The following is a 20,628-nucleotide window of genomic DNA, read 5'->3' on the forward strand; positions in this document are numbered from 1 at the left end:
ACAATCACTGTAGAACCGCTGAATACGTCGCCATCACTCAGCCGGCAGCACTCGCCATGCGCACCGCGCCACGCCGGGTTTGCCCGGCCGCGACCACGCAGTTACGTCCCGCGCCCTTGGCAGCATAAAGCGCCTCGTCGGCGGATTTGAGCACTTCTTCCGGGGTGCGCTGTTCGGCCTGGCGCTCGGCCACACCGATGCTGACGGTTACCGACACACTCGACGCGCCGCTGCCCGCGCGGCGTTGGCGGCCCTGCTGGTCGTCATGAGGGCGGTCGGGGTTGCGCAGCTTGATGTCGTAGTGGGCGATGATCTCGCGAATTTCTTCGAGGTGCGGCATGCACTCATCCAGCGTTTTACCGGCGAAGACCACTGCAAACTCTTCACCGCCGTAGCGGTAGGCACGCCCGCCGCCATTGACCTTGGAGAGCTTGCTGGCGACCAGGCGCAATACCTGGTCGCCGACGTCATGACCGTGGGTGTCGTTGAAACGCTTGAAGTGATCGACGTCACTCATCGCCAGCACATAGTTGCGCCCCAGGCGCTGCATGCGTTCATTGAGCGCACGGCGGCCCGGCAAGCCGGTCAGTTCGTCACGGAAGGCCATTTGATACGCCTCATGCGCCACGCCCGCGGCAATCATCAGCATCACCTGGCTGCACATGATGTTCAGGGTAAAAGGCAGGATAAAGGTCTGCGGCAACATCCAGAACAGCCCGAGCAAGCCAACCAGTTGCGCGGCATGCAACGGGCGCGGCTGATACCAGTACTGCGCCGCCAGGGTGACAAATCCAATCAGGAACATGGGGTACGACAGCTGGATCAGGCTCATCCAGCTGCCGTGCAAGGCCGGCCAGCGAATCTCCGCCAGCCAGCTCAACAGGGCTTGCGGGAAGCTTTGCTCAAGCGCCAGGGCCACGCTGCCGACTGCGATGAGCACGGCGCAACGGGCCACGAAATCGCGAAACAGGTGGGTTTTCTCCTGCCACAGCGCGTAGATGCTGAACAATAACGGCAGCAACAGGCAGCACAGATGAAACACCACCGCCGCGTCTTCCCGGACTCGGCCATTGTCGCGGTAGTAATCGGTCTGGGTGTCCAACAGGAAATAAACGACGTACACCGTGATCATCAGAAACAGTTCACGCTGGCGCCGATACACCGCGCAATACGAGCCGCCCAGCAGCAGCACCAAGGTCGGCAGCACGTTGAAGAGCGAGGTGAAGAACACATTGAGGTCCTTCACGTACGCAGCCGACAGCCCCGCCAGCAGTAACAGCAGTGAAGGTAGGAAATGACTGAAACGTACAGCGGACGCGCGTGACAAGGGTAAAGCTCCGACCCACTCAAAAAGATGGCACAGTGCCTTCACTGCGTACAGTTAAGCACATTCAATGTGAGGTGTATCACATTGCCATCACTTTAACGGCCGCTCGGCCTAATCCCTGAGTGTTGCGCTGCGGTTTTTTTTACATGCCATTGCGCGATAAAAGAGGCGGATGCAATGCGCAGGCCACCTCGTACTGTCAGTTATGACAGTAGTCGTCGAGGGAATTGGCATGTTTACTTGCGCGTACCACTCAATACCGCCCAGCGAGTATTCGGGACAGGGAGTGTCCCTTAAACACGATGGGAGTGACCCTCATGGAAACCTTGGTATCCGAACTCGTGAGCACCAGCTCTCAGTTCCTGATTCGTAACGCAATACCCGCGCTGCCGCCCCTGATCGTGGTGGATGCTCTGCCCGGGACGGGCGGCATGGTGCCTCTGACGACGGCTGAACGTGACCTGCGCATTCGGATTCCAGCGTTGCCGCAGCCCGGGCCTGCCGGGGCCCAGCCCGCTATCCGGGTGTACGCCGAACTGCCCCCACCGCATGAACACCAAGTCATCGCCTACCTCCGGTTGCCGTCTTACCCCACAGCAGACATTGAGATGCCAGTGCCGCGCCGCTTCGTGAGCAGTGAGGGCGATTATCTGCTGACCTACATCCTGGAAGCCGGCGACAACGTGCTGTGTGCCACTGCCAGCACGCCGCTGCGGGTGCATAAAACGCCACCTTTTGGTTACCTGACCATCACACCGCCGGCCCCGCTGCTGCCATTGAACCTGGCGACTGCGATGATTACCGAAGAGTATCTGGCCAGCAATGACCCGGTTGTCTTCCGGATTCCCGAGCACGCAGAGATCAACACCCAGGTCGCGCTGAGGGTCATTCCCTACTACGGCATTACCGACCGGCACATGCAGTTTCCGTTTGCACTTCCAGGCCCTGTTACCTTGCCCGACTATCCGGCCCCGCGCGTGCTCTCCATACCGGCCTCCGTGATTCGCGAACGCGGCAACGGCCTCATGCAACTGACCTACCGCTTCCTGGACCGACTGGGCAACCGCTCTCGTGATTCGTTGATTCTGGAACTCAGGGTCGCGCTGCAACTGACCCCTTCAAACATTGCCGCTCCGCGCGTGACACAGGCGATTGCGCCCGACAACACGGTGACTCAGGCCGATATCGACTTGAGCGGGCAAGGCGGGATGGAGGTTTGGCTGGACAGTGTCACCAATTTGCAGATCAACGACGCTGTGGCCGTTGTCGTGGGCACGAATACCGTCTTGGCGCCACCTGTGGTTTACGTGGGCCAACCACTGCCGCTGCGCCTTGTGATCACGACGGCGCAATTACTGGCCATCCTTCCGGGCGCCGCCAGCAACAACACGCCCACACAGATAAAATTCCGGATCACCCGGGGGACCACCTTCGTGGAGGGACCTACCAGGAATATCATCCTGAACTTCTCGCCGTTGATGACGCTGGCGCAGCCGCAGGTGCTTAACCTTATCGGCGGCAATCTCACCTGCGCCTCGCCACAGCCTACGAGCCTGACCTTTCTAAACCGGTCTATCGGTGTATTTATTCCGCCCTCTGCGCTGTTGCGTGCCAACACGGCGGGAACATTGACGTGCGTAATGAGCCGTCAGGATGACGGTTCAATCCCCATTGCGCCCCCACTGACGTTCCCGATTGTGTGGGCTGCCTCGGCTTCCACCACTGGGCAAACCGTGTACCTGCAGTATTCGGCCACCATGCGGGTGATCGGCAGGGGCATCATGTACCTCAGCTACACGACGCAGAATGCCGCCGGGCAATTGCTTCAGTCGCCACCGACGGACATTCCAGTCAGAGGCGTTTTGCCGGGCAACACCTATTGCGACGGCGCGCCTTTTATCCCGACACCTTAAGCGCCGCGTTGCTGGCCCCCACAAAAAAGCCGCCGCTCCCGAAAGAGCGGCGGCTTTTTCATGAACCCGCCGAGGCTTAGTAGCCCAGGTCGAAGTTCTCTTCTTTCATGTCCATCAGGTTGTTGGCGCCCGACAGCATGGTTGCAACGTGAGTGCGGGTACGCGGCAGAATGCGCTGGAAGTAGAAGCGCGCGGTCTGCAGCTTGGCGGTGTAAAACGCCTCTTCGGTGGTGCCGGCCGCCAGTTTCTCGGCCGCCAGGCGTGCCATGTCGGCCCAGAAGTAAGCCAGGCACGCGTAACCGGAGTACATCAGGTAATCCACCGAAGCAGCACCGACTTCTTCACGGTCTTTCATCGCGGCCATGCCGACCTTCATGGTCAACTCGCCCCATTCCTTGTTCAGTGCAGCCAGCGGTGCGACGAATTCCTTCACGGCTTCGTTGCCTTCGTTGGCCTGGCAGAACTTGTGCACGATCTTGGTGAAGCTCTTGAGCGCCTCGCCTTGAGTCATCAACACTTTACGGCCGAGCAGGTCCAGCGCCTGGATACCGGTGGTGCCTTCGTACAGCATCGAAATGCGGCTGTCGCGAACGTTCTGCTCCATGCCCCACTCGGCAATGAAGCCGTGGCCGCCGTAGATTTGCACGCCGTGGTTGGCGGATTCAAAACCGACTTCGGTCATGAACGCCTTGGCGATCGGAGTCATGAAGGCCAGCAGGGCATCGGCCTGCTTCTTCGCTTCGTCGTCGGTACCGTATTTGACGATGTCCACTTGCTTGGCGGTGAAGTACACCATCGCACGGTTGCCTTCGGCGAAGGCTTTCATGGTCAGCAGCATGCGGCGCACGTCGGGGTGCACGATGATCGGGTCAGCGGCTTTGTCCGGTGCTTTCGGGCCGGTCAGCGAACGCATTTGCAGGCGATCGCGAGCGTATTTCAGGCCGCCCTGGAAACCGATTTCGGCGTGGGACAAGCCCTGCAGGGCAGTGCCCAGGCGCGCGGTGTTCATAAAGGTGAACATGCAGTTCAGGCCTTTGTTCGCCGGGCCGATCAGGAAACCGGTGGCCGCGTCGAAGTTCATCACGCAGGTGGCGTTGCCGTGGATGCCCATCTTGTGTTCCAGGGAGCCACAGGACACCGCGTTGCGCTCGCCAATCGAACCGTCTGCGTTTGGCAGGAATTTAGGCACGATAAACAGCGAAATGCCTTTGGTGCCAGCCGGTGCGTCCGGCAGGCGGGCCAGCACGATGTGGACGATGTTGTCGGCCATGTCGTGTTCACCGGCCGAGATGAAGATCTTGGTGCCGGAGACTTTGTAGGAACCGTCGGCCTGAGGCTCAGCCTTGGTGCGCAACATGCCCAGGTCGGTGCCGCAATGGGGTTCGGTCAGGCACATGGTGCCGGTCCACTCGCCCGAGACCAGTTTGGTCAGGTAGGCATTTTGCTGCTCAGGGGTGCCGTGCTCGGAGATGGTGTTCATCGCACCGTGCGACAGGCCCGGGTACATGCCCCACGACCAGTTGGCAGCGCCAACCATTTCGCTGACTGCAAGGCCCAGGGACTCCGGCAGGCCTTGGCCGCCGTGCTCCACGTCGTGGGCCAGGCTTGGCCAGCCGCCTTCAACGAACTGTTTGTAGGCTTCTTTGAAACCCGTCGGGGTCTTAACGCCTGACTCGCTCCAGGTACAGCCTTCGATGTCGCCCACGCGGTTCAACGGTGCCAGCACTTGCTCACAGAACTTGGCGCCTTCTTCGAGGATGGCGTCAACCATGTCCGGGGTAGCGTCCTGGCAAGCCGGCAGGCTCTGATAGTGCGCTTCATAACCGAGCAGTTCGTCACGAACGAAGCGAATATCACGCAAGGGGGCCTTGTAGTCAGGCATAGCGATAAACCTCTGCTGATGTATCTGGGATGAACAACCGCCTGGATGCGTTGTGGCGGTCAAACAGGTGTTTGAAACATACGTTTACGACCTGGGGTTGTCAAGCATCGTCCCGCTGCCATTTGTCATGACGCGGATCAACATCAGGCACGGCAACGCCTGCGGCAAGGCGCCACATGATTGAGGGGTGTAGAAGATCAGTCAGAAGAAGCAGGACAAATAGAGAGCTGGCTTGCCTGCGATACAGGCGCCGCGGTGTACCAAGGGGACCGAATAGAAGCTAGCGCAGGCAAGCCAGTGCCCACAGAAGCGCCGGCATACCTGCAAAGAGGGGGTTTAAGCGTAGGTGTCGATCAGCGTGCCCAGCATTTCGTCCGAAGCCTTGGCGACTTTAGCGCCCAGCTCGACTTGAAACTTGCCTTGGGCCATTTCAACCATGTTGCTCGCCGAGTTGGATGGCTGGGCGCGGTCGTTGGCTTGTAGACGGTCACTTTGTGCGTCTGAGGGCTGGGTGGTCGCGGCGCCGGCGATTTTACCGGCCGCCTGGTCGACGCGGTTCTGCCCGGCCTGAATCGTGCTCAGCCCCGAATAAAACGCGCTGCTTCCAGAGATTTCCATGGCGTAAGCCTGCCTTTAGAGAATCGTGAACCTGAATTGAAGCAGACATCCCGGCAAAACGCCCGTCAAAAACACTAATGGCATAATGCCTTAGCGATAGCCAAAATCAGTCAAGCAGGTCCAGTTCCAGGTATTCGGCCACGGCTTCGGCGCTGGCCTGCTTGAGTTTCGGCACGCGCCCAAGGCAAGGCGCCGGTAACCGCTCAGCCAGGGTGGCGAGGTTCTCTTCCAGACGAGAGGTCTTGGGGTCGATGATATTCGCCACCCAGCCTGCCAACGGCAAACCGTCTCGCGCTATGGCTTCTGCGGTGAGCAACGCATGGCTGATACAGCCCAGACGCACGCCCACCACCAGGATCACCGGCAGCTTGAGCGCCTTGGCCAGGTCCGACAGGTTGTCCTGATCGGCCAGGGGCACCCGCCAGCCGCCCGCGCCTTCAATCAAGGTGAAATCCGCCTGCCGCGCCAGAATCTGCTGCATCGGTTTCAACAGCGATTGCACCGTCAACGCCACGCCCGCCTCCCGCGCCGCCAGGTGCGGCGCAATCGCGGGTTCGAACGCCACCGGGTTGACCTCGGCATAGCTCAACGGCAACGAACACTCAGCCAACAGCGCCAAGGCGTCGGCATTGCGTAATCCTTTGGGGGTGACCTGGCAGCCCGAAGCCACGGGCTTGCCAGCGGCGGTGCTTTTACCCGCAAGCCTTGCGGCGTGCAGCAGGCCGGCGGCGATGGTGGTCTTGCCAACATCGGTGTCGGTACCGGTGATGAAGTAAGCGGCGCTCATAGAGGTTTCTCCAGTACGGCATACACCACTTGGTAGGTGGCGGGCAGGCCTTGGGCCTGACGGAACTGCTCGTAAGCGTCCACCAGTGCAACAATCCTTGCGCGCCCCGTCAACCCTCCCGGGCGGCCCGGGTTGAGGTTGTGCGCGCCCAATGCTTTGAGTTCATGGGTCAGGCTGCGCACATCCGGGTAATGCAACACGTGCGGCCGGCGCTCCAGGCTCACCACCCGCAAGCCGCTGGCGGCGCACAGCTGTTGATAAGCCTCAAAAGTGCGGAAGCGATTGACGTGCACCAGGCCGTCCGCGGCCCGCCAGCTTTCGCGCAGCTCACTCAGGGTGCCCACGCACAAGCTCGCAAACGCCAATACCCCGCCGGGTTGCAGCACGCGATAAGCCTCGCTGAGCACGGCGTCGAAATTCGCACACCACTGCACCGCCAGGCTGGAGAAGATCAGCCCGCAACTATTGCCCTGCAACGGCAGGCGTTCAGCATCACCGGCAATAAAGTGCTCGGCGCCGCCCAATGGCCGCGCGTGGTTGAGCATGCCTTCGGCAATATCCACCGCCACGCCCTGGCTGGCGGGCAACCGCTCGCCCAGCACGCGGCTGAAAAAACCGGTGCCCGAGCCCAGGTCCAGCCAGCGTTGCGGCGCGGTGCCCGTCGGCAGGCGAGCCAACAGCTCGTGGCCCACGGCGCGCTGCAACGCGGCCACGCTGTCGTAACTGGCGGCGGCACGGGAGAAAGACGCCGCCACCTGGCGCTTGTCCGGCAAGGCGCCCGGCAGTGTTGGGTGGGATAAATCAGTCATCAACGCACTCGTGCAAAAAAGCCTGGATGGCCCCCGCTACACCGTGAGGGTCTTCCAGAAGAAAAGCGTGACCGGCCTGTTCAATCAGGCCGATTTCTACATCGGGGAGCAGCGCCAGCAGGTCGCCAGCCGCCTGCGCGGGCACCAGACCATCCCAGCCTGCGAACAGATGCAACTGTGGGCCGCGATAGCCGAGCAAAGCTTCGCGGGTATCCAGTTGAGCCAGCAACTCAAGGCCGGTCATCAATTCGCTGGAAGGCGTATTCGGCGCGCCGCTGACCAGTAAACGCGAGAGCCCGCGCGGGTCTTGCGCACCCTTTGCACACAGCAGGCCGAAGCGTTTGAGGGTGACCTGGGAGTCGGCATGGCAGCCGGCGAGAAACGCATCGAATGTCTCAGCCGGCATCGCGCTGGGCCAGCCGGCATGGGCGACGAAACACGGGTTGCTCGCCAACGTCAGCAAGCCGCAGCAACGTTCGCCGCGCCGCGCCGCCAGCTCCGACGCGAGCATGCCGCCCAGGGACCACCCGCCCAGCCAGGCGTTGTCGGGCAGCGTGGCGTCGAGTTCGTCGAGCCATTCACTCACGTCACTCGATTGCAGCGTTGGCAATGGCTCGATCTGCACCTGCAGGTGTTCGTCGAGGCCGCGCAAGGCTGCGGCCAAGGGCTCCAGTGGCGATACGCCAAGGCCCCAGCCGGGCAGCAATATCAGTCGATCACGCATGGTCGGGCTCCGTGGCGCCTAACAAGCGGAAACACTCTTCCAATGCGTTTAACAATAGCTGCACCTGCGCCGCGCTGTGGGCCGCCGTCAACGTCACGCGCAAACGCGCGCCGCCGGCAGGCACGGTGGGCGGGCGGATCGCGGTGACCATCAGGCCGCGCTCGCGCAGCAACTGCGACAGGCGCACGGCGCGGGCGCTGTCGCCAATCAGGATCGGCTGGATCGGCGTGAAGCTGTCCATCAGGTCCAGGCCGAGCTGTTCGGCGCCCTGACGGAACTGGCGGATCAGGCCATTGAGATGCTCGCGTCGCCAATGCTCGGTGCGCAGCAGCTCCAGGCTTTTCAAAGTTGCGCAGGCCAACGCCGGCGGCTGGCTGGTGGTGTAGATGTAAGGCCGGGCGAACTGGATCAGGCTTTCGATCAGCTCTTCGCTGCCCGCCACAAACGCCCCGGCCGTGCCAAAGGCTTTGCCCAGCGTGCCGACCAGCACCGGCACATCCTCCTGGCTCAAGCCGAAATGCTCGACGATCCCGCCGCCAGTGGCCCCCAGCGGGCCGAAGCCGTGAGCATCATCCACCATCAACCAGGCGCCTTTGGCCCTGGTTTCACGGGCCAGCGCGGGCAGGTCGGCCAGATCGCCGTCCATGCTGAAGACGCCGTCGGTGACCACCAGCGTGTTGCCGGTAGCCTTCTCCAACCGCTTGGCCAGGCTGGCGGCGTCGTTGTGTAAATAGCGGTTGAACCGCGCACCGCTGAGCAAACCGGCATCCAGCAACGAGGCATGGTTGAGACGGTCTTCCAGCACCGTGTCGCCCTGCCCCACCAGCGCCGTGACAGCGCCGAGGTTGGCCATGTAGCCGGTGGTGAACAGCAACGCGCGTGGGCGCCCGGTCAGGTCGGCCAGGGCTTCTTCCAGTTCATGGTGCGGCGTGGCATGGCCAACCACCAAGTGGGACGCGCCACCGCCCACGCCCCAGCGGGACGCACCAGCGCGCCAGGCTTCGATCACATGCGGGTGATTGGCCAGGCCCAGGTAATCGTTGTTGCAGAACGCCAGCAACGGTTGGCCGTCCACCACGACTTCAGGGCCTTGCGGGCTCTGGAGCAAAGGGCGTTGACGGTAAAGGTGTTCGGCACGACGGGCAGCGAGACGCGCGGCGAGATCAAAAGACATGCAGGCCTCGGATTAGCAGGTGAACTCGGTCAAACATGTGGGAGCGGGCTTGCTCACGAATACGGTGCGTCAGTCAACCTATCTTTCACTGATCCACCGCATTCGCGAGCAAGCCCGCTCTCACATTTGGAGTGCATTCCAATAGGAGGATCGGCGTCAAACAACCGCGTTATAGAACTGCTCGCTGCTCTTGTGCTCCACCAACGCCTGCTCGATGGCCGCCTGGTGCACTTCATCGGCATGCTCTTCACGGGCTTCCGGCAGGATGCCCAGGCGCGCAAACAGCTGCATGTCCTTGTCAGCCTGCGGGTTTGCGGTAGTCAGCAGCTTGTCGCCGTAGAAGATCGAGTTGGCGCCGGCGAAGAACGCCAGGGCCTGCATCTGCTCGTTCATGGCTTCGCGGCCGGCCGACAGGCGCACGTGCGACTGCGGCATCAGGATGCGCGCCACGGCGAGCATGCGGATGAAGTCGAACGGGTCGATGTCATCGGCGTTTTCCAGCGGCGTACCGGCCACCTTCACCAGCATGTTGATCGGCACTGACTCCGGATGCTCCGGCAGGTTGGCCAGCTGGATCAGCAGGTTGGCGCGGTCGTCGAGGGACTCGCCCATGCCGAGGATGCCACCCGAGCAGATCTTCATGCCCGAATCGCGCACATAGGCCAGGGTTTGCAGGCGCTCGCTGTAAGTGCGCGTGGTGATGATCGAACCGTAGAACTCAGGCGAGGTGTCGAGGTTGTGGTTGTAGTAGTCGAGGCCGGCCTGGGCCAGGGCCTCGGTCTGGTCCTGGTCGAGACGGCCGAGCGTCATGCAGGTTTCCAGGCCCATGGCCTTCACGCCTTTGACCATTTCCAACACGTACGGCATGTCTTTGGCCGACGGGTGTTTCCAGGCGGCGCCCATGCAGAAGCGAGTCGAGCCAATGGCCTTGGCGCGGGCGGCCTCTTCGAGGACCTTCTGCACTTCCATCAGCTTTTCTTTTTCCAGGCCAGTGTTGTAGTGGCCCGACTGCGGACAATATTTGCAATCTTCCGGGCAGGCGCCGGTTTTGATCGACAGCAACGTCGACACCTGCACGCGGTTGGCGTCGAAATGCGCGCGGTGCACGGTCTGCGCCTGGAACAACAGGTCATTGAAAGGCTGCACGAACAGCGCTTTGACTTCGGCTAAGGACCAATCGTGACGCAGGTTGGCAGTGGTGCTGGCGCTCATGGGCGATTCCTTGATTATGCTTGGGCTTTCGCTGCGGGAAGGGCAATACCCACAGTCACGACACGGATGCTCGGCATATTTAAGGAAGATTCATGCGCTGTCAACCTGGATACAAACACGAGGTTTACATCTGGCTAAAAAACAACCAGACCTGTTTAATTTGCGATGAAGCCACAGAATCGACCGATTGTGTGTGCAACGTCTGCGAAACAGAGCTGCCATGGTTGCTGGAACAATGCGAGGTGTGCGCCTTGCCGCTGCCAACCAGCGGTTTGATTTGCGGCCAATGCCTGAAAAACCCGCCTGCGTTTAAACACGTCGTCGCGCCGTGGTCCTTCAGCTTTCCCGTCGACACCCTGATCAGCCGCTTCAAGCATCAGTCACGCTGGCCTCTCGGCCATCTGCTCGCGCGCCTGCTGGGGCATCACCTGCAACACCGTTTTGACAACGCCGAACTTGAGCGCCCCGACTGCCTGCTGCCCGTGCCCCTGGCGCGTAAACGCCTGCGCGAACGTGGCTTCAACCAGGCGCTGATGCTGTCACGCTGGCTGAGTGAACAGCTTGCTATCCCGCACGATGACCATCTGTTGTTACGCCCCCATGAAACCGTCGCGCAACAAGCCCTCGACGCCAAAACGCGCAAACGCAACCTGCTGGCCGCGTTTGCACTGGCTCCCGACGCCCAGGTGCAAGGCCGCCACCTGGCGCTGGTCGACGACGTACTGACCACCGGCGCCACCGCCCACAGCCTGGCGCGGTTGTTGATGGACGCGGGAGCGCGGCAAGTCGACGTGTACTGCCTGGCACGCACACCTAAACCCGGGGCATGACTTGACTCGCGTGCGCCACGCCTGCAACGTCCGCTGACCTTATCGAAGCGTATCCACATGTCTCTGCCGACCTCGCTCAGCCAACACATCATCCGCCGCCCCCAGCGCATCGCCTTGCTGGCGCACATCGCCGAGCAAGGCTCGATCACCCGCGCGGCCAAGAGCGCCGGTTTGAGTTACAAGGCCGCCTGGGATGCCATCGACGAACTGAACAACCTGGCGCAAAAACCCCTGGTGGAACGCAGCGTCGGCGGCAAAGGCGGCGGCGGTGCCAAGCTGACGGCCGAGGGTGAGCGCGTGCTGCGCCTTTACCAGCGTTTGCAAGTGTTGCAGGCCCAGTTGCTGGGCTCGGACGAAGACGCGAGCGACTTCAACCTGCTCGGCCGGCTGATGCTGCGCACCAGCGCGCGCAACCAACTGCACGGCCAGGTCATCGCGATTGAAAGCCATGGCCGCAATGACATGATCCGCCTGCAACTGTCGGGCGCCTTGAGCCTGAGCGCGCAGATCACCCACGACAGCACGCTGCGCCTGGAACTGGAGACCGGCGTGGAAGTGGTCGCCTTGATCAAGGCCGGCTGGCTGGAATTGCTCGCCCTGGGGCAGGTAGCAACACCTGGACACAATTGCATGAGCGGCGTGATCGAGACGATTCTCGACGCCGACGACGGCCCCAGCGAGGTGCGCATCACCCTGCCCAACGGCCAGGTTTTATGCGCCCTGGCGCAGCCCGCCGCGCTCAAGGCGCTGAAGGCCGCCGAGGGCCAGCCAATTCAGGTGCAGTTCTCGCCCAGCAACGTGTTGCTCGGCACGCCGGTGTAGCGCGAGGGCTACTTCAAACTGCAACAATTTCGTCACGCGTGCTCCTTAAGGTGTCTGCAAAAACCGCAGGGAGCCCGAAATGAGCCTATTAGAAGACAACCAAGCCACCGACCTTGAACAGATGGTCGGCCTCACCCGCCGCCGTTTCATCGGCGCGGGGGCTTTGTGCGGCGCCGCGATGTTCCTCGGCGGCAACCTGCTGAGCCGTAGCGCCCTGGCTGTCAACGCCGCGTCCAGCCCGTTGCTGGGGTTCCCCAGCATCGCCGCCGCCACCCGCGACGCCATCACCCTGCCCCCCGGCTACAGCGCCTCAGTGCTGATCAGCTGGGGCCAGCCATTGCACAAAAATGCCCCGGCGTTCGACCCCTCCGGCAACGGCAGCGCCAAGGCCCAGGAGCAACAGTTCGGTGACAACAACGACGGGATGAGCCTGTTCGCCTTCCCCGGTGACGACAACCGCGCGCTGATGGCGATCAATAACGAATACACCAATTACCGTTACCTCTACGCCCACGGCGGCGCGCCGCAATCGGCCGAGGACGTGCACAAGGCCCAGGCCAGTGAAGGCGTGTCGGTGATCGAAGTGCGGCGCAAGGGCGACACCTGGCAGTTCGTGCAGGACTCGCGCTACAACCGGCGCATCCACGGCAACTCGCCGATCCGCCTGAGCGGTCCGGCGGCGGGTCACGACTGGCTGAAAACCCGCGCCGACAAAACCGGTAAAAAAGTCCTCGGCACCTTCCAGAACTGCGCCAACGGCAAGACCCCATGGGGCACCTATCTGACGTGCGAAGAGAACTTCACCGACTGCTTTGGCAGCAGCAACCCACAACAGGCCTTCGACGCCGCGCAAAAGCGCTACGGCGTGGTGGCGGCCAGCAAAGAGATCAACTGGCATCAACACGACCCGCGTTTCGACATGGCCAAGCACCCCAATGAACTCAACCGCCATGGCTGGGTGGTAGAAATCGACCCGTTCGACCCGCAATCCACGCCGACCAAACGCACCGCCCTGGGCCGCTTCAAGCACGAAAATGCCGCACTGGCTGAAACCCGCGATGGCCGCGCCGTGGTGTACATGGGCGATGACGAGCGCGGCGAGTTTATCTACAAGTTCGTCAGCCGCGACAAGATCAACCACAAGAACCCCAAGGCCAACAAAGACCTGCTCGACCACGGCACCTTGTATGTGGCGATCTTCGACGCAGGCGACGGCAACGCCGACCACCCCAAGGGCACCGGCCAATGGGTCGAACTCACCCATGGCAAAAACGGCATTGACGCCAGCACCGGTTTCGCCAGCCAGGCCGAAGTGCTGATCCACGCGCGCCTGGCCGCCAGCGTGGTCAAGGCCACGCGCATGGACCGCCCGGAATGGATCGTGGTCAGCCCCACGGATGGTCAGGTCTATTGCACCCTCACCAACAACGCCAAGCGTGGCGAGGAAGGCCAGCCGGTAGGCGGCCCGAACCCGCGAGAGAAAAATGTCTACGGCCAGATCCTGCGCTGGAAAGCCGATGCCGATAACCATGGCTCCAACGCGTTCTCCTGGGACCTGTTTGTAGTGGCCGGCAACCCCGGTGTGCATGCCGGCACGCCGAAGGGTGGCTCGTCCAATATCAACCCGCAAAACATGTTCAACAGCCCCGACGGCCTGGGTTTCGACAAGGCCGGGCGCCTGTGGATTCTCACCGATGGCGACTACAGCAACGCGGGTGACTTCGCCGGCATGGGCAACAACCAGATGCTGTGCGCCGACCCGAGCACCGGGGAAATCCGCCGGTTCATGGTCGGGCCAGTGGCGTGCGAGGTGACGGGGATCAGCTTTTCGCCAGATCAGAAGACGCTGTTTGTGGGGATTCAGCACCCGGGCGAAACCGGCGGCTCGAGCTGGCCGGAGCATCTGCCGAACGGCAAACCGCGTTCGTCGGTGATGGCGATTCGGCGGGATGATGGCGGGATCGTCGGCGCCTGATAGGCCCCAATCGGGGGCAAGCCCCCTCCCACGCTTGACCGCGTTCCTACAGGTCAAACGCGGTCTTCGTGGGAGGGGCTTGCCCCCGATGCGACCAGTACAGACGCCACCTATCTATCGCCGTGTGCGTTACCATACCGGGCCGGACGCGGCGCCCTGCTGCGCGCAGGAGTTCGCATGGCCCATCCGTTTGAAACACTCACCCCCGACCTGGTTCTCGACGCTGTCGAAAGTATCGGTTTCCTCAGCGATGCTCGCATTCTGGCGCTCAACAGCTACGAAAACCGCGTCTACCAAGTGGGTATCGAAGACTCTGAACCGCTGATCGCCAAGTTCTATCGGCCGCAGCGCTGGACCAACGAAGCGATCCTTGAAGAACACCGTTTCACCTTCGAATTGGCCGAGTGCGAAGTACCGGTGGTCGCCCCGTTGATCCACAACGGCGAAAGCCTGTTCGAACACGCGGGTTTCCGCTTCACCCTGTTTCCGCGCCGGGGTGGCCGTGCGCCGGAGCCGGGCAATCTTGATCAGCTGTATCGCCTGGGTCAGCTGCTCGGCCGTTTGCACGCCGTCGGCTCGACCCGCCCGTTCGAACACCGCGAGGCGTTAGGGGTGAAAAACTTCGGTCACGACTCCCTCACGACCTTGCTGGAAGGTAACTTCATTCCGAAAAGCCTGTTGCCGGCCTACGAGTCCGTGGCCCGCGACCTGCTCAAGCGCGTGGAAGAGGTCTACAAAGCCACACCGCACAAGAACATCCGCATGCACGGCGACTGCCACCCCGGCAACATGATGTGCCGCGACGAGATGTTTCATATCGTCGACCTGGATGACTGCCGCATGGGCCCGGCCGTACAGGATTTGTGGATGATGCTCGCCGGTGATCGCCAGGAATGTCTGGGCCAGCTGTCGGAATTGATGGACGGTTATCAGGAATTCCACGACTTCGACCCGCGCGAACTGGCGCTGATCGAACCCTTGCGCGCCTTGCGCCTGATGCACTACAGCGCCTGGCTGGCACGCCGCTGGGATGACCCAGCGTTCCCCCACAGCTTCCCGTGGTTCGGCAGCGAACGTTATTGGGGCGATCAGGTGTTGGCGTTGCGTGAGCAACTGTCGGCGCTCAATGAAGAACCGCTGAAACTGTTCTGACACTGCCGCGACGCCTAGTGGGCGCTGGCGACCCGACAACCCAGCTCCCACAGAAAAGCAGCATCCCATCGTCTGACAAAAATCCTTACAATTGCGCCTTTGTTAGCTGCCTATGCAAGGATTCTGCAATGCAACCCGCCAACCCCCGCAAGGGTTACATCCTGGGCCTGAGCGCCTATGTCATCTGGGGCCTGTTCCCGATCTATTTCAAAGCCATCGCCAGCGTTCCCGCCGCCGAAATCATCGTGCACCGCGTGCTGTGGTCGGCGCTGTTTGGCGCTGTGCTGTTGATGGTGTGGAAACACCCGGGCTGGTTTCGTGAACTGCGCGATAACCCCAAGCGCCTGGCGATTCTGGCACTGAGCGGTGCGTTGATTGCGGCCAACTGGCTGACGTATGTGTGGTCGGTCAACAGCGGGCGCATGCTCGAAGCGAGCCTGGGTTATTACATCAACCCGCTGGTGAATGTGCTGCTGGGCATGCTGATTCTCGGCGAACGCCTGCGGCGCTTGCAGTGGATGGCCGTCGGGCTGGCGGCGGTGGGTGTGGCGCAACAGGTATGGCAGGTGGGCAGTTTGCCGTGGGTGTCGCTGGTGCTGGCGCTGACCTTTGGCTTCTACGGGCTGATCCGCAAGCAGGCGCCCGTCAAGGCGCTACCGGGGTTGGTGGTGGAAACCTGGATGCTGGTGCCGATCGCTGTCGCCTGGCTGCTGTTCAACCCGTCGGCACACAGCGCACAGCTTGAATTTTGGGGCACTGGCGAAGCCTGGTGGCTGGTAGCGGCCGGCCCGGTCACGCTGATCCCGTTGGTGTGTTTCAACGCTGCTGCGCGGCATTTGCCCTACACCGCCCTAGGGTTTTTGCAGTATGTGGCGCCTACCCTGGTGCTGTTGGAAGCGGTGTCCCTGTTCGGTGAACACTTGGCCACCAGCACGCTGATCGCGTTCGCGTTTATCTGGGCCGGCCTGGTGGTTTACAGCCTGGACGCCTGGCTGACGATCCGCAAACGCTGATCAAATAACGTACAAAGCTCTGCAAGCCACAGCAGGCCTGGCTTGCAGACATCCACCCCAAGGTTATCCACAACCTGATCCCCGCCATTTGTGCACAAGCCCTTGAAACTGCTCGTTTTTTGCTCAACTAAAGGAGAAGCCCGGCCGACGTGGCCTGGCGCCGGGTCTCTACAGGTTATCCACAGGCCCATGCAAGATTTCCATGCATAACCCTGTGGGCAGGCCGTTATTCTTCGTGGTGCAACTCCACCATCAAGTCATCCGCCAGGGTTTCCAGGGACAGTTGCAAGGTATCCAGGGATAACGCGGTGGGCACCTGCAACAATGCCTCGGCGGTAAACAACGGATCACCGCTCATGGGCGCCGGGCGCACATCCGTGCTCAGGCTTTCAAGGTTCACGCCCTGTTTGCTCAACAGCGCCGTGATCTCGCGCACGATTCCCGAACGGTCGTTGCCCACCAGCGTCATCAGGATGGCCTTGGACGCCGCGGTCTGCCCTGAACTGCCCTCACCCACCAGCACGCGAATGCCGTGTGTGGATAAGTCCTCCAGCGCATTCACCAAACCCTGACGACTTTCGGCGGGAACGCTGACCCGCAGGATCCCGGCAAACTGCCCGGCCATGTGCGCCATTCGGCTCTCCAGCCAGTTGCCACCGTGGGCGGCAATATTCTGCGCAATGCGTTCAACCAGGCCGGGTTTGTCGGCGGCAATAATAGTGAGTACAAGATGGTCCATGGCGAAGCCCTCTGAATTCAATCTACAAGGTGGACGCAGGCGCCCTCGAAAACAAATCGTGTACCATTTTTATATTTATCTGGAACAATCTGATAGTTTTTTGAGAACATCCAATACCCCACTGTGACCGCATGACCAAAGTGGGTCGCTAAACGACGTATTTAGTCAAATTTTCACAACCGCAACTCATCATGTAGTATGCAAAACCGCGCACTACATAACGTTAGGTCGATGTCTGCCAAGGCACCAACGTATCGCGATAACCCGCCAGCCCAGCCGCCTTAACGGCATGTACTGGGGGATCGGGTTCGTGGTTTAAATGGCCAGAGGCTTCATTGGTAAATTGAAAAGCTGAAAAGCGCATAAGCTCCGCAGAGTGAGGCAAGCAATGACTGAACACGTTCAAGTCGGTGGCCTGCAGGTCGCCAAAGTCCTGTTCGACTTCGTGAACAACGAAGCCATTCCCGGTACCGGCATCACTGCCGACCAGTTCTGGGCCGGCGCCGACAAGGTCATTCACGACCTGGCACCGAAGAACAAAGCCCTACTCGCCAAACGCGACGATTTCCAGGCGCGGATCGATACCTGGCACCAGACCCACGCCGGCCAGGCCCACGACCCGGTGGCCTACAAAGCCTTCCTGCAAGACATCGGATACCTGCTGCCAGAAGCCGCAGACTTCCAGGCCTCGACCCAAAACGTCGATGACGAAATCGCCCGCATGGCCGGCCCTCAGCTGGTTGTGCCGGTGATGAATGCCCGTTTCGCCCTTAATGCTTCCAACGCACGTTGGGGCTCGCTGTATGACGCGCTGTATGGCACCGACGCCATCAGCGAAGCCGACGGCGCCGAAAAGGGTAAGGGCTACAACAAAGTGCGGGGCGACAAGGTGATTGCCTTCGCCCGTGCTTTCCTCGACGAAGCCGCGCCGCTCAGCGCTGGCAGCCATGTCGATTCCACCGGTTACAAGATCGCTGATGGCAAGCTCATCGTCAGCCTTAAGGGCGGCAGCAACAGCGGCCTGCGCGACGATGCACAACTGATCGGTTTCCAGGGGCCGGCGGACCAGCCGATCGCCATTTTGCTGAAACACAACGGCCTGCATTTCGAAATCCAGATCGACGCCAGCACGCCTGTCGGCCAGACCGATGCGGCCGGCGTCAAAGACGTGCTGATGGAAGCCGCGCTGACCACCATCATGGACTGCGAAGACTCCGTCGCCGCCGTTGATGCCGATGACAAAGTGGTGATCTACCGCAACTGGCTCGGCCTGATGAAGGGCGACCTGGCCGAAGAAGTGGCCAAGGGCGGCAAGACCTTTACCCGCACCATGAACCCCGACCGTGTCTACACCGGCGTGGATGGCCAGGACGTGACCTTGCACGGCCGTTCGCTGCTGTTCGTGCGCAACGTTGGCCACTTGATGACCATCGACGCGATCCTCGACAAAGACGGCAACGAAGTACCGGAAGGCATTCTCGACGGTTTGCTCACCAGCCTGGCGGCGATCCACAGCCTCAACGGTACCAGCAGCCGCAAGAACAGCCGCACCGGCTCCGTGTACATCGTTAAACCGAAAATGCACGGCCCGGAAGAAGCTGCGTTCACCAACGAGCTGTTTGGGAGTATCGAAGACGTGCTGAACCTGCCGCGCAACACGCTCAAAGTCGGGATCATGGACGAGGAGCGCCGCACCACGGTCAACCTCAAGGCCTGCATCAAGGCCGCCAGCGAGCGCGTGGTGTTTATCAACACCGGCTTCCTCGACCGTACCGGCGACGAAATCCACACCTCCATGGAAGCTGGCGCGATGGTGCGCAAGGCGGCCATGAAGGCCGAGAAATGGATCGGCGCTTACGAGAACTGGAACGTCGATATCGGCCTGAGCACCGGCCTGCAAGGGCGTGCACAGATCGGTAAAGGCATGTGGGCGATGCCCGACCTGATGGCAGCGATGCTTGAACAGAAAATCGCTCACCCACTGGCCGGCGCCAACACCGCTTGGGTACCGTCGCCCACGGCGGCTGCACTGCACGCGCTGCACTACCACAAAGTCGATGTGTTCGCGCGTCAGGCCGAACTGGCCAAACGCGAGCGCGCGTCGGTGGACGATATCCTGACCATTCCTCTGGCCAGCAACACCGATTGGTCTGACGAGGAAATCCGCAACGAGCTGGACAACAATGCCCAAGGCATCCTTGGCTATGTTGTGCGCTGGATCGATCAAGGCGTCGGCTGCTCGAAAGTGCCGGACATCAATGACGTGGGCCTGATGGAAGACCGCGCCACCCTGCGCATCTCCAGCCAGCACATCGCCAACTGGCTGCGCCATGGCATCGTCAACGAAGCCCAAGTGATGGAAAGCCTCAAGCGCATGGCGCCGGTGGTAGACCGTCAAAATGCGGGGGATGCCCTGTATCGCCCCTTGGCGCCGGATTTCGACAGCAACATCGCGTTCCAGGCAGCGGTGGAGTTGGTGATTGAAGGGACCAAGCAACCCAATGGTTATACCGAGCCGGTGTTGCACCGTCGGCGCCGTGAGTTCAAAGCCAAAATGGGTGTGTAACTAACGAAGGGAGACGTCCCTGATCAAAAGATCAGGGACTGATCCTGCAGGGGCATTCAGATCATGGATAGAGGTAGTTCAACTCAGCCGTCCCCTTGATCTCCAGGTCGCGCCTTCCATCGTTGAACTTCCCACTGAACGTATATTTCAAGTTGTCGGTTGAGTTGGTGGAGGTCACTTCAACCGTTCCGGCAATAGGCAGAAGGATATCGCCCAAGCTGCATCCGAATTTCGAATCAGCCTCCTCGAACTTGTACGTCGTGGTGCCATCCTCGATGGCGGGAACAAATGACATTGAGACTGACGTACGGGTCGCAGAATCTGTACTTTGAAAGTGATTACTGTCACCCGAAACGCTCGTGGAGCTGGTGGTGCGCAAAAGCTTACCGTTGTGGAAAATATCCGCTTTAATCTTGCCAGCTATTTTCATGACTGACTCCTGGTGGTGAATGAAGGGGGCAACCGTTCCCGATCGCCGCGCACTCATCCAGTAAACCGCCCCACCTATTGCTTGCCTACTGTCAGAATTGACAGTGCTTAGCTGATACCGACCAGTGGACGTTACTGCGCCATTCCCAGCTCGCGCTTGACCATCTTCGCCAACTTCACGCTGTCGATAGGCTTGAGCAAAAAGTCCACCACGCTCAAGTGCATCGCATCGATGACATCCGGCGCTTCAGCGTCCCCGGACATGATGATGATTGGCAGCGCCGCCCGAGTAGAGCTGCGCACTTGGCGAATCAATTCCAGGCCATTGCTCGGCGCCATGCGCAGGTCGGTGATCAGCAAACCGATGGAGCTGCTGGAGCTCAACAAATCCCACGCCGCCTCTCCACTGTCGGCGGTCATGCAGCGAATGCCGTCCAGGCCCAGAATCTCCGCCAGTAATTCGCGCGCATCTTTGTCGTCATCGACGATCAACACACGTTGTGGCGGTAAATCAGGCTCCAGCATCACAGCGCTCAGTGCCTCGCGCTCTGCATCACTCAAAATATCGTGGTCGGGCATACGTTTCTCAGCAGTTCTCATCAATCTCGCAGCACACTCGTCAGACATCTGCGGAAGGGCGAACAATGTGCACTTCG

At 61.1% G+C, this 20,628-nt stretch carries 18 protein-coding genes; 7 read left to right on the forward strand and 11 right to left on the reverse strand.

Annotated elements, in window-relative coordinates:
* Positions 1-37: 37 nt before the first annotated feature.
* Complete coding sequence (locus AC19YS_RS22745; protein ID WP_119737640.1) at positions 38-1,327, reverse strand: GGDEF domain-containing protein; 1,290 nt, start codon at positions 1,325-1,327, stop codon at positions 38-40.
* A gap of 317 nt (positions 1,328-1,644) precedes the next feature.
* On the opposite strand from AC19YS_RS22745, the gene AC19YS_RS22750 reads away from it, so the two are divergent.
* Positions 1,645-3,240, forward strand: a complete 1,596-nt coding sequence (locus tag AC19YS_RS22750) for a hypothetical protein (RefSeq protein WP_500602703.1) — start codon at positions 1,645-1,647, stop codon at positions 3,238-3,240.
* A gap of 76 nt (positions 3,241-3,316) precedes the next feature.
* Here the strand turns inward: AC19YS_RS22750 and AC19YS_RS22755 are convergent, their stop codons facing one another.
* The 7 genes from AC19YS_RS22755 to bioB form a co-directional block, all read right to left on the reverse strand.
* On the reverse strand, positions 3,317-5,122 hold the full coding sequence (locus AC19YS_RS22755; protein ID WP_500602704.1) for a phenylacyl-CoA dehydrogenase: 1,806 nt from the start codon (positions 5,120-5,122) through the stop codon (positions 3,317-3,319).
* Between the two features lie 336 nt (positions 5,123-5,458).
* Positions 5,459-5,740 carry a hypothetical protein gene (locus AC19YS_RS22760; RefSeq protein ID WP_017138029.1) on the reverse strand — a complete coding sequence of 94 codons (282 nt, stop codon included), beginning with the start codon at positions 5,738-5,740 and terminating at the stop codon, positions 5,459-5,461.
* Between the two features lie 106 nt (positions 5,741-5,846).
* Positions 5,847-6,527, reverse strand: coding sequence for a dethiobiotin synthase (gene bioD, locus AC19YS_RS22765; RefSeq protein WP_106575548.1), 681 nt, complete (start codon positions 6,525-6,527; stop codon positions 5,847-5,849).
* A complete protein-coding gene (gene bioC, locus AC19YS_RS22770; RefSeq protein WP_179609914.1) occupies positions 6,524-7,336 on the reverse strand; it encodes a malonyl-ACP O-methyltransferase BioC in 813 nt (270 codons plus the stop codon). Before bioC ends, bioD begins: the two co-directional genes overlap by 4 nt.
* On the reverse strand, positions 7,329-8,060 hold the full coding sequence (locus AC19YS_RS22775) for an alpha/beta fold hydrolase (RefSeq protein WP_179609915.1): 732 nt from the start codon (positions 8,058-8,060) through the stop codon (positions 7,329-7,331). Before AC19YS_RS22775 ends, bioC begins: the two co-directional genes overlap by 8 nt.
* Complete coding sequence (gene bioF / locus AC19YS_RS22780; protein WP_169367737.1) at positions 8,053-9,234, reverse strand: 8-amino-7-oxononanoate synthase; 1,182 nt, start codon at positions 9,232-9,234, stop codon at positions 8,053-8,055. Before bioF ends, AC19YS_RS22775 begins: the two co-directional genes overlap by 8 nt.
* Positions 9,235-9,390: 156 nt before the next feature.
* Positions 9,391-10,446 carry a biotin synthase BioB gene (bioB, locus tag AC19YS_RS22785; protein WP_200622028.1) on the reverse strand — a complete coding sequence of 352 codons (1,056 nt, stop codon included), beginning with the start codon at positions 10,444-10,446 and terminating at the stop codon, positions 9,391-9,393.
* A 92-nt stretch (positions 10,447-10,538) separates the two neighbouring features.
* Between bioB and AC19YS_RS22790 the strand changes: the two genes are divergently transcribed.
* From AC19YS_RS22790 to rarD, 5 genes are all read left to right on the forward strand, one after another.
* Complete coding sequence (locus AC19YS_RS22790) at positions 10,539-11,276, forward strand: ComFC family protein (RefSeq protein WP_200622030.1); 738 nt, start codon at positions 10,539-10,541, stop codon at positions 11,274-11,276.
* Positions 11,277-11,333: 57 nt separating this feature from the next.
* Positions 11,334-12,098 (forward strand): TOBE domain-containing protein, encoded by a 765-nt coding sequence (locus tag AC19YS_RS22795; protein WP_200622032.1) that lies wholly within the window; start codon positions 11,334-11,336, stop codon positions 12,096-12,098.
* 79 nt (positions 12,099-12,177) lie between these two features.
* A complete protein-coding gene (locus tag AC19YS_RS22800) occupies positions 12,178-14,073 on the forward strand; it encodes a PhoX family protein (protein WP_500602706.1) in 1,896 nt (631 codons plus the stop codon).
* A gap of 177 nt (positions 14,074-14,250) precedes the next feature.
* Complete coding sequence (locus tag AC19YS_RS22805; RefSeq protein WP_106575556.1) at positions 14,251-15,225, forward strand: serine/threonine protein kinase; 975 nt, start codon at positions 14,251-14,253, stop codon at positions 15,223-15,225.
* A 128-nt stretch (positions 15,226-15,353) separates the two neighbouring features.
* On the forward strand, positions 15,354-16,238 hold the full coding sequence (rarD, locus tag AC19YS_RS22810; RefSeq protein ID WP_500602707.1) for an EamA family transporter RarD: 885 nt from the start codon (positions 15,354-15,356) through the stop codon (positions 16,236-16,238).
* 226 nt (positions 16,239-16,464) lie between these two features.
* On the opposite strand, the gene AC19YS_RS22815 is transcribed toward rarD, so the two are convergent.
* Positions 16,465-16,977, reverse strand: a complete 513-nt coding sequence (locus AC19YS_RS22815) for a glycine cleavage system transcriptional repressor (protein WP_119737622.1) — start codon at positions 16,975-16,977, stop codon at positions 16,465-16,467.
* Positions 16,978-17,365: 388 nt separating this feature from the next.
* On the opposite strand from AC19YS_RS22815, the gene AC19YS_RS22820 reads away from it, so the two are divergent.
* Entirely contained in the window at positions 17,366-19,543 is a 2,178-nt protein-coding gene (locus AC19YS_RS22820; protein WP_200622049.1) for a malate synthase G, read from the forward strand.
* A 61-nt stretch (positions 19,544-19,604) separates the two neighbouring features.
* Here the strand turns inward: AC19YS_RS22820 and AC19YS_RS22825 are convergent, their stop codons facing one another.
* A complete protein-coding gene (locus tag AC19YS_RS22825) occupies positions 19,605-19,973 on the reverse strand; it encodes a hypothetical protein (RefSeq protein ID WP_200622051.1) in 369 nt (122 codons plus the stop codon).
* Positions 19,974-20,104: 131 nt separating this feature from the next.
* Positions 20,105-20,551 carry a response regulator gene (locus AC19YS_RS22830; RefSeq protein WP_106575561.1) on the reverse strand — a complete coding sequence of 149 codons (447 nt, stop codon included), beginning with the start codon at positions 20,549-20,551 and terminating at the stop codon, positions 20,105-20,107.
* Positions 20,552-20,628 lie beyond the last annotated feature (77 nt).

The organism is Pseudomonas sp. MF08831 (assembly GCF_059862645.1).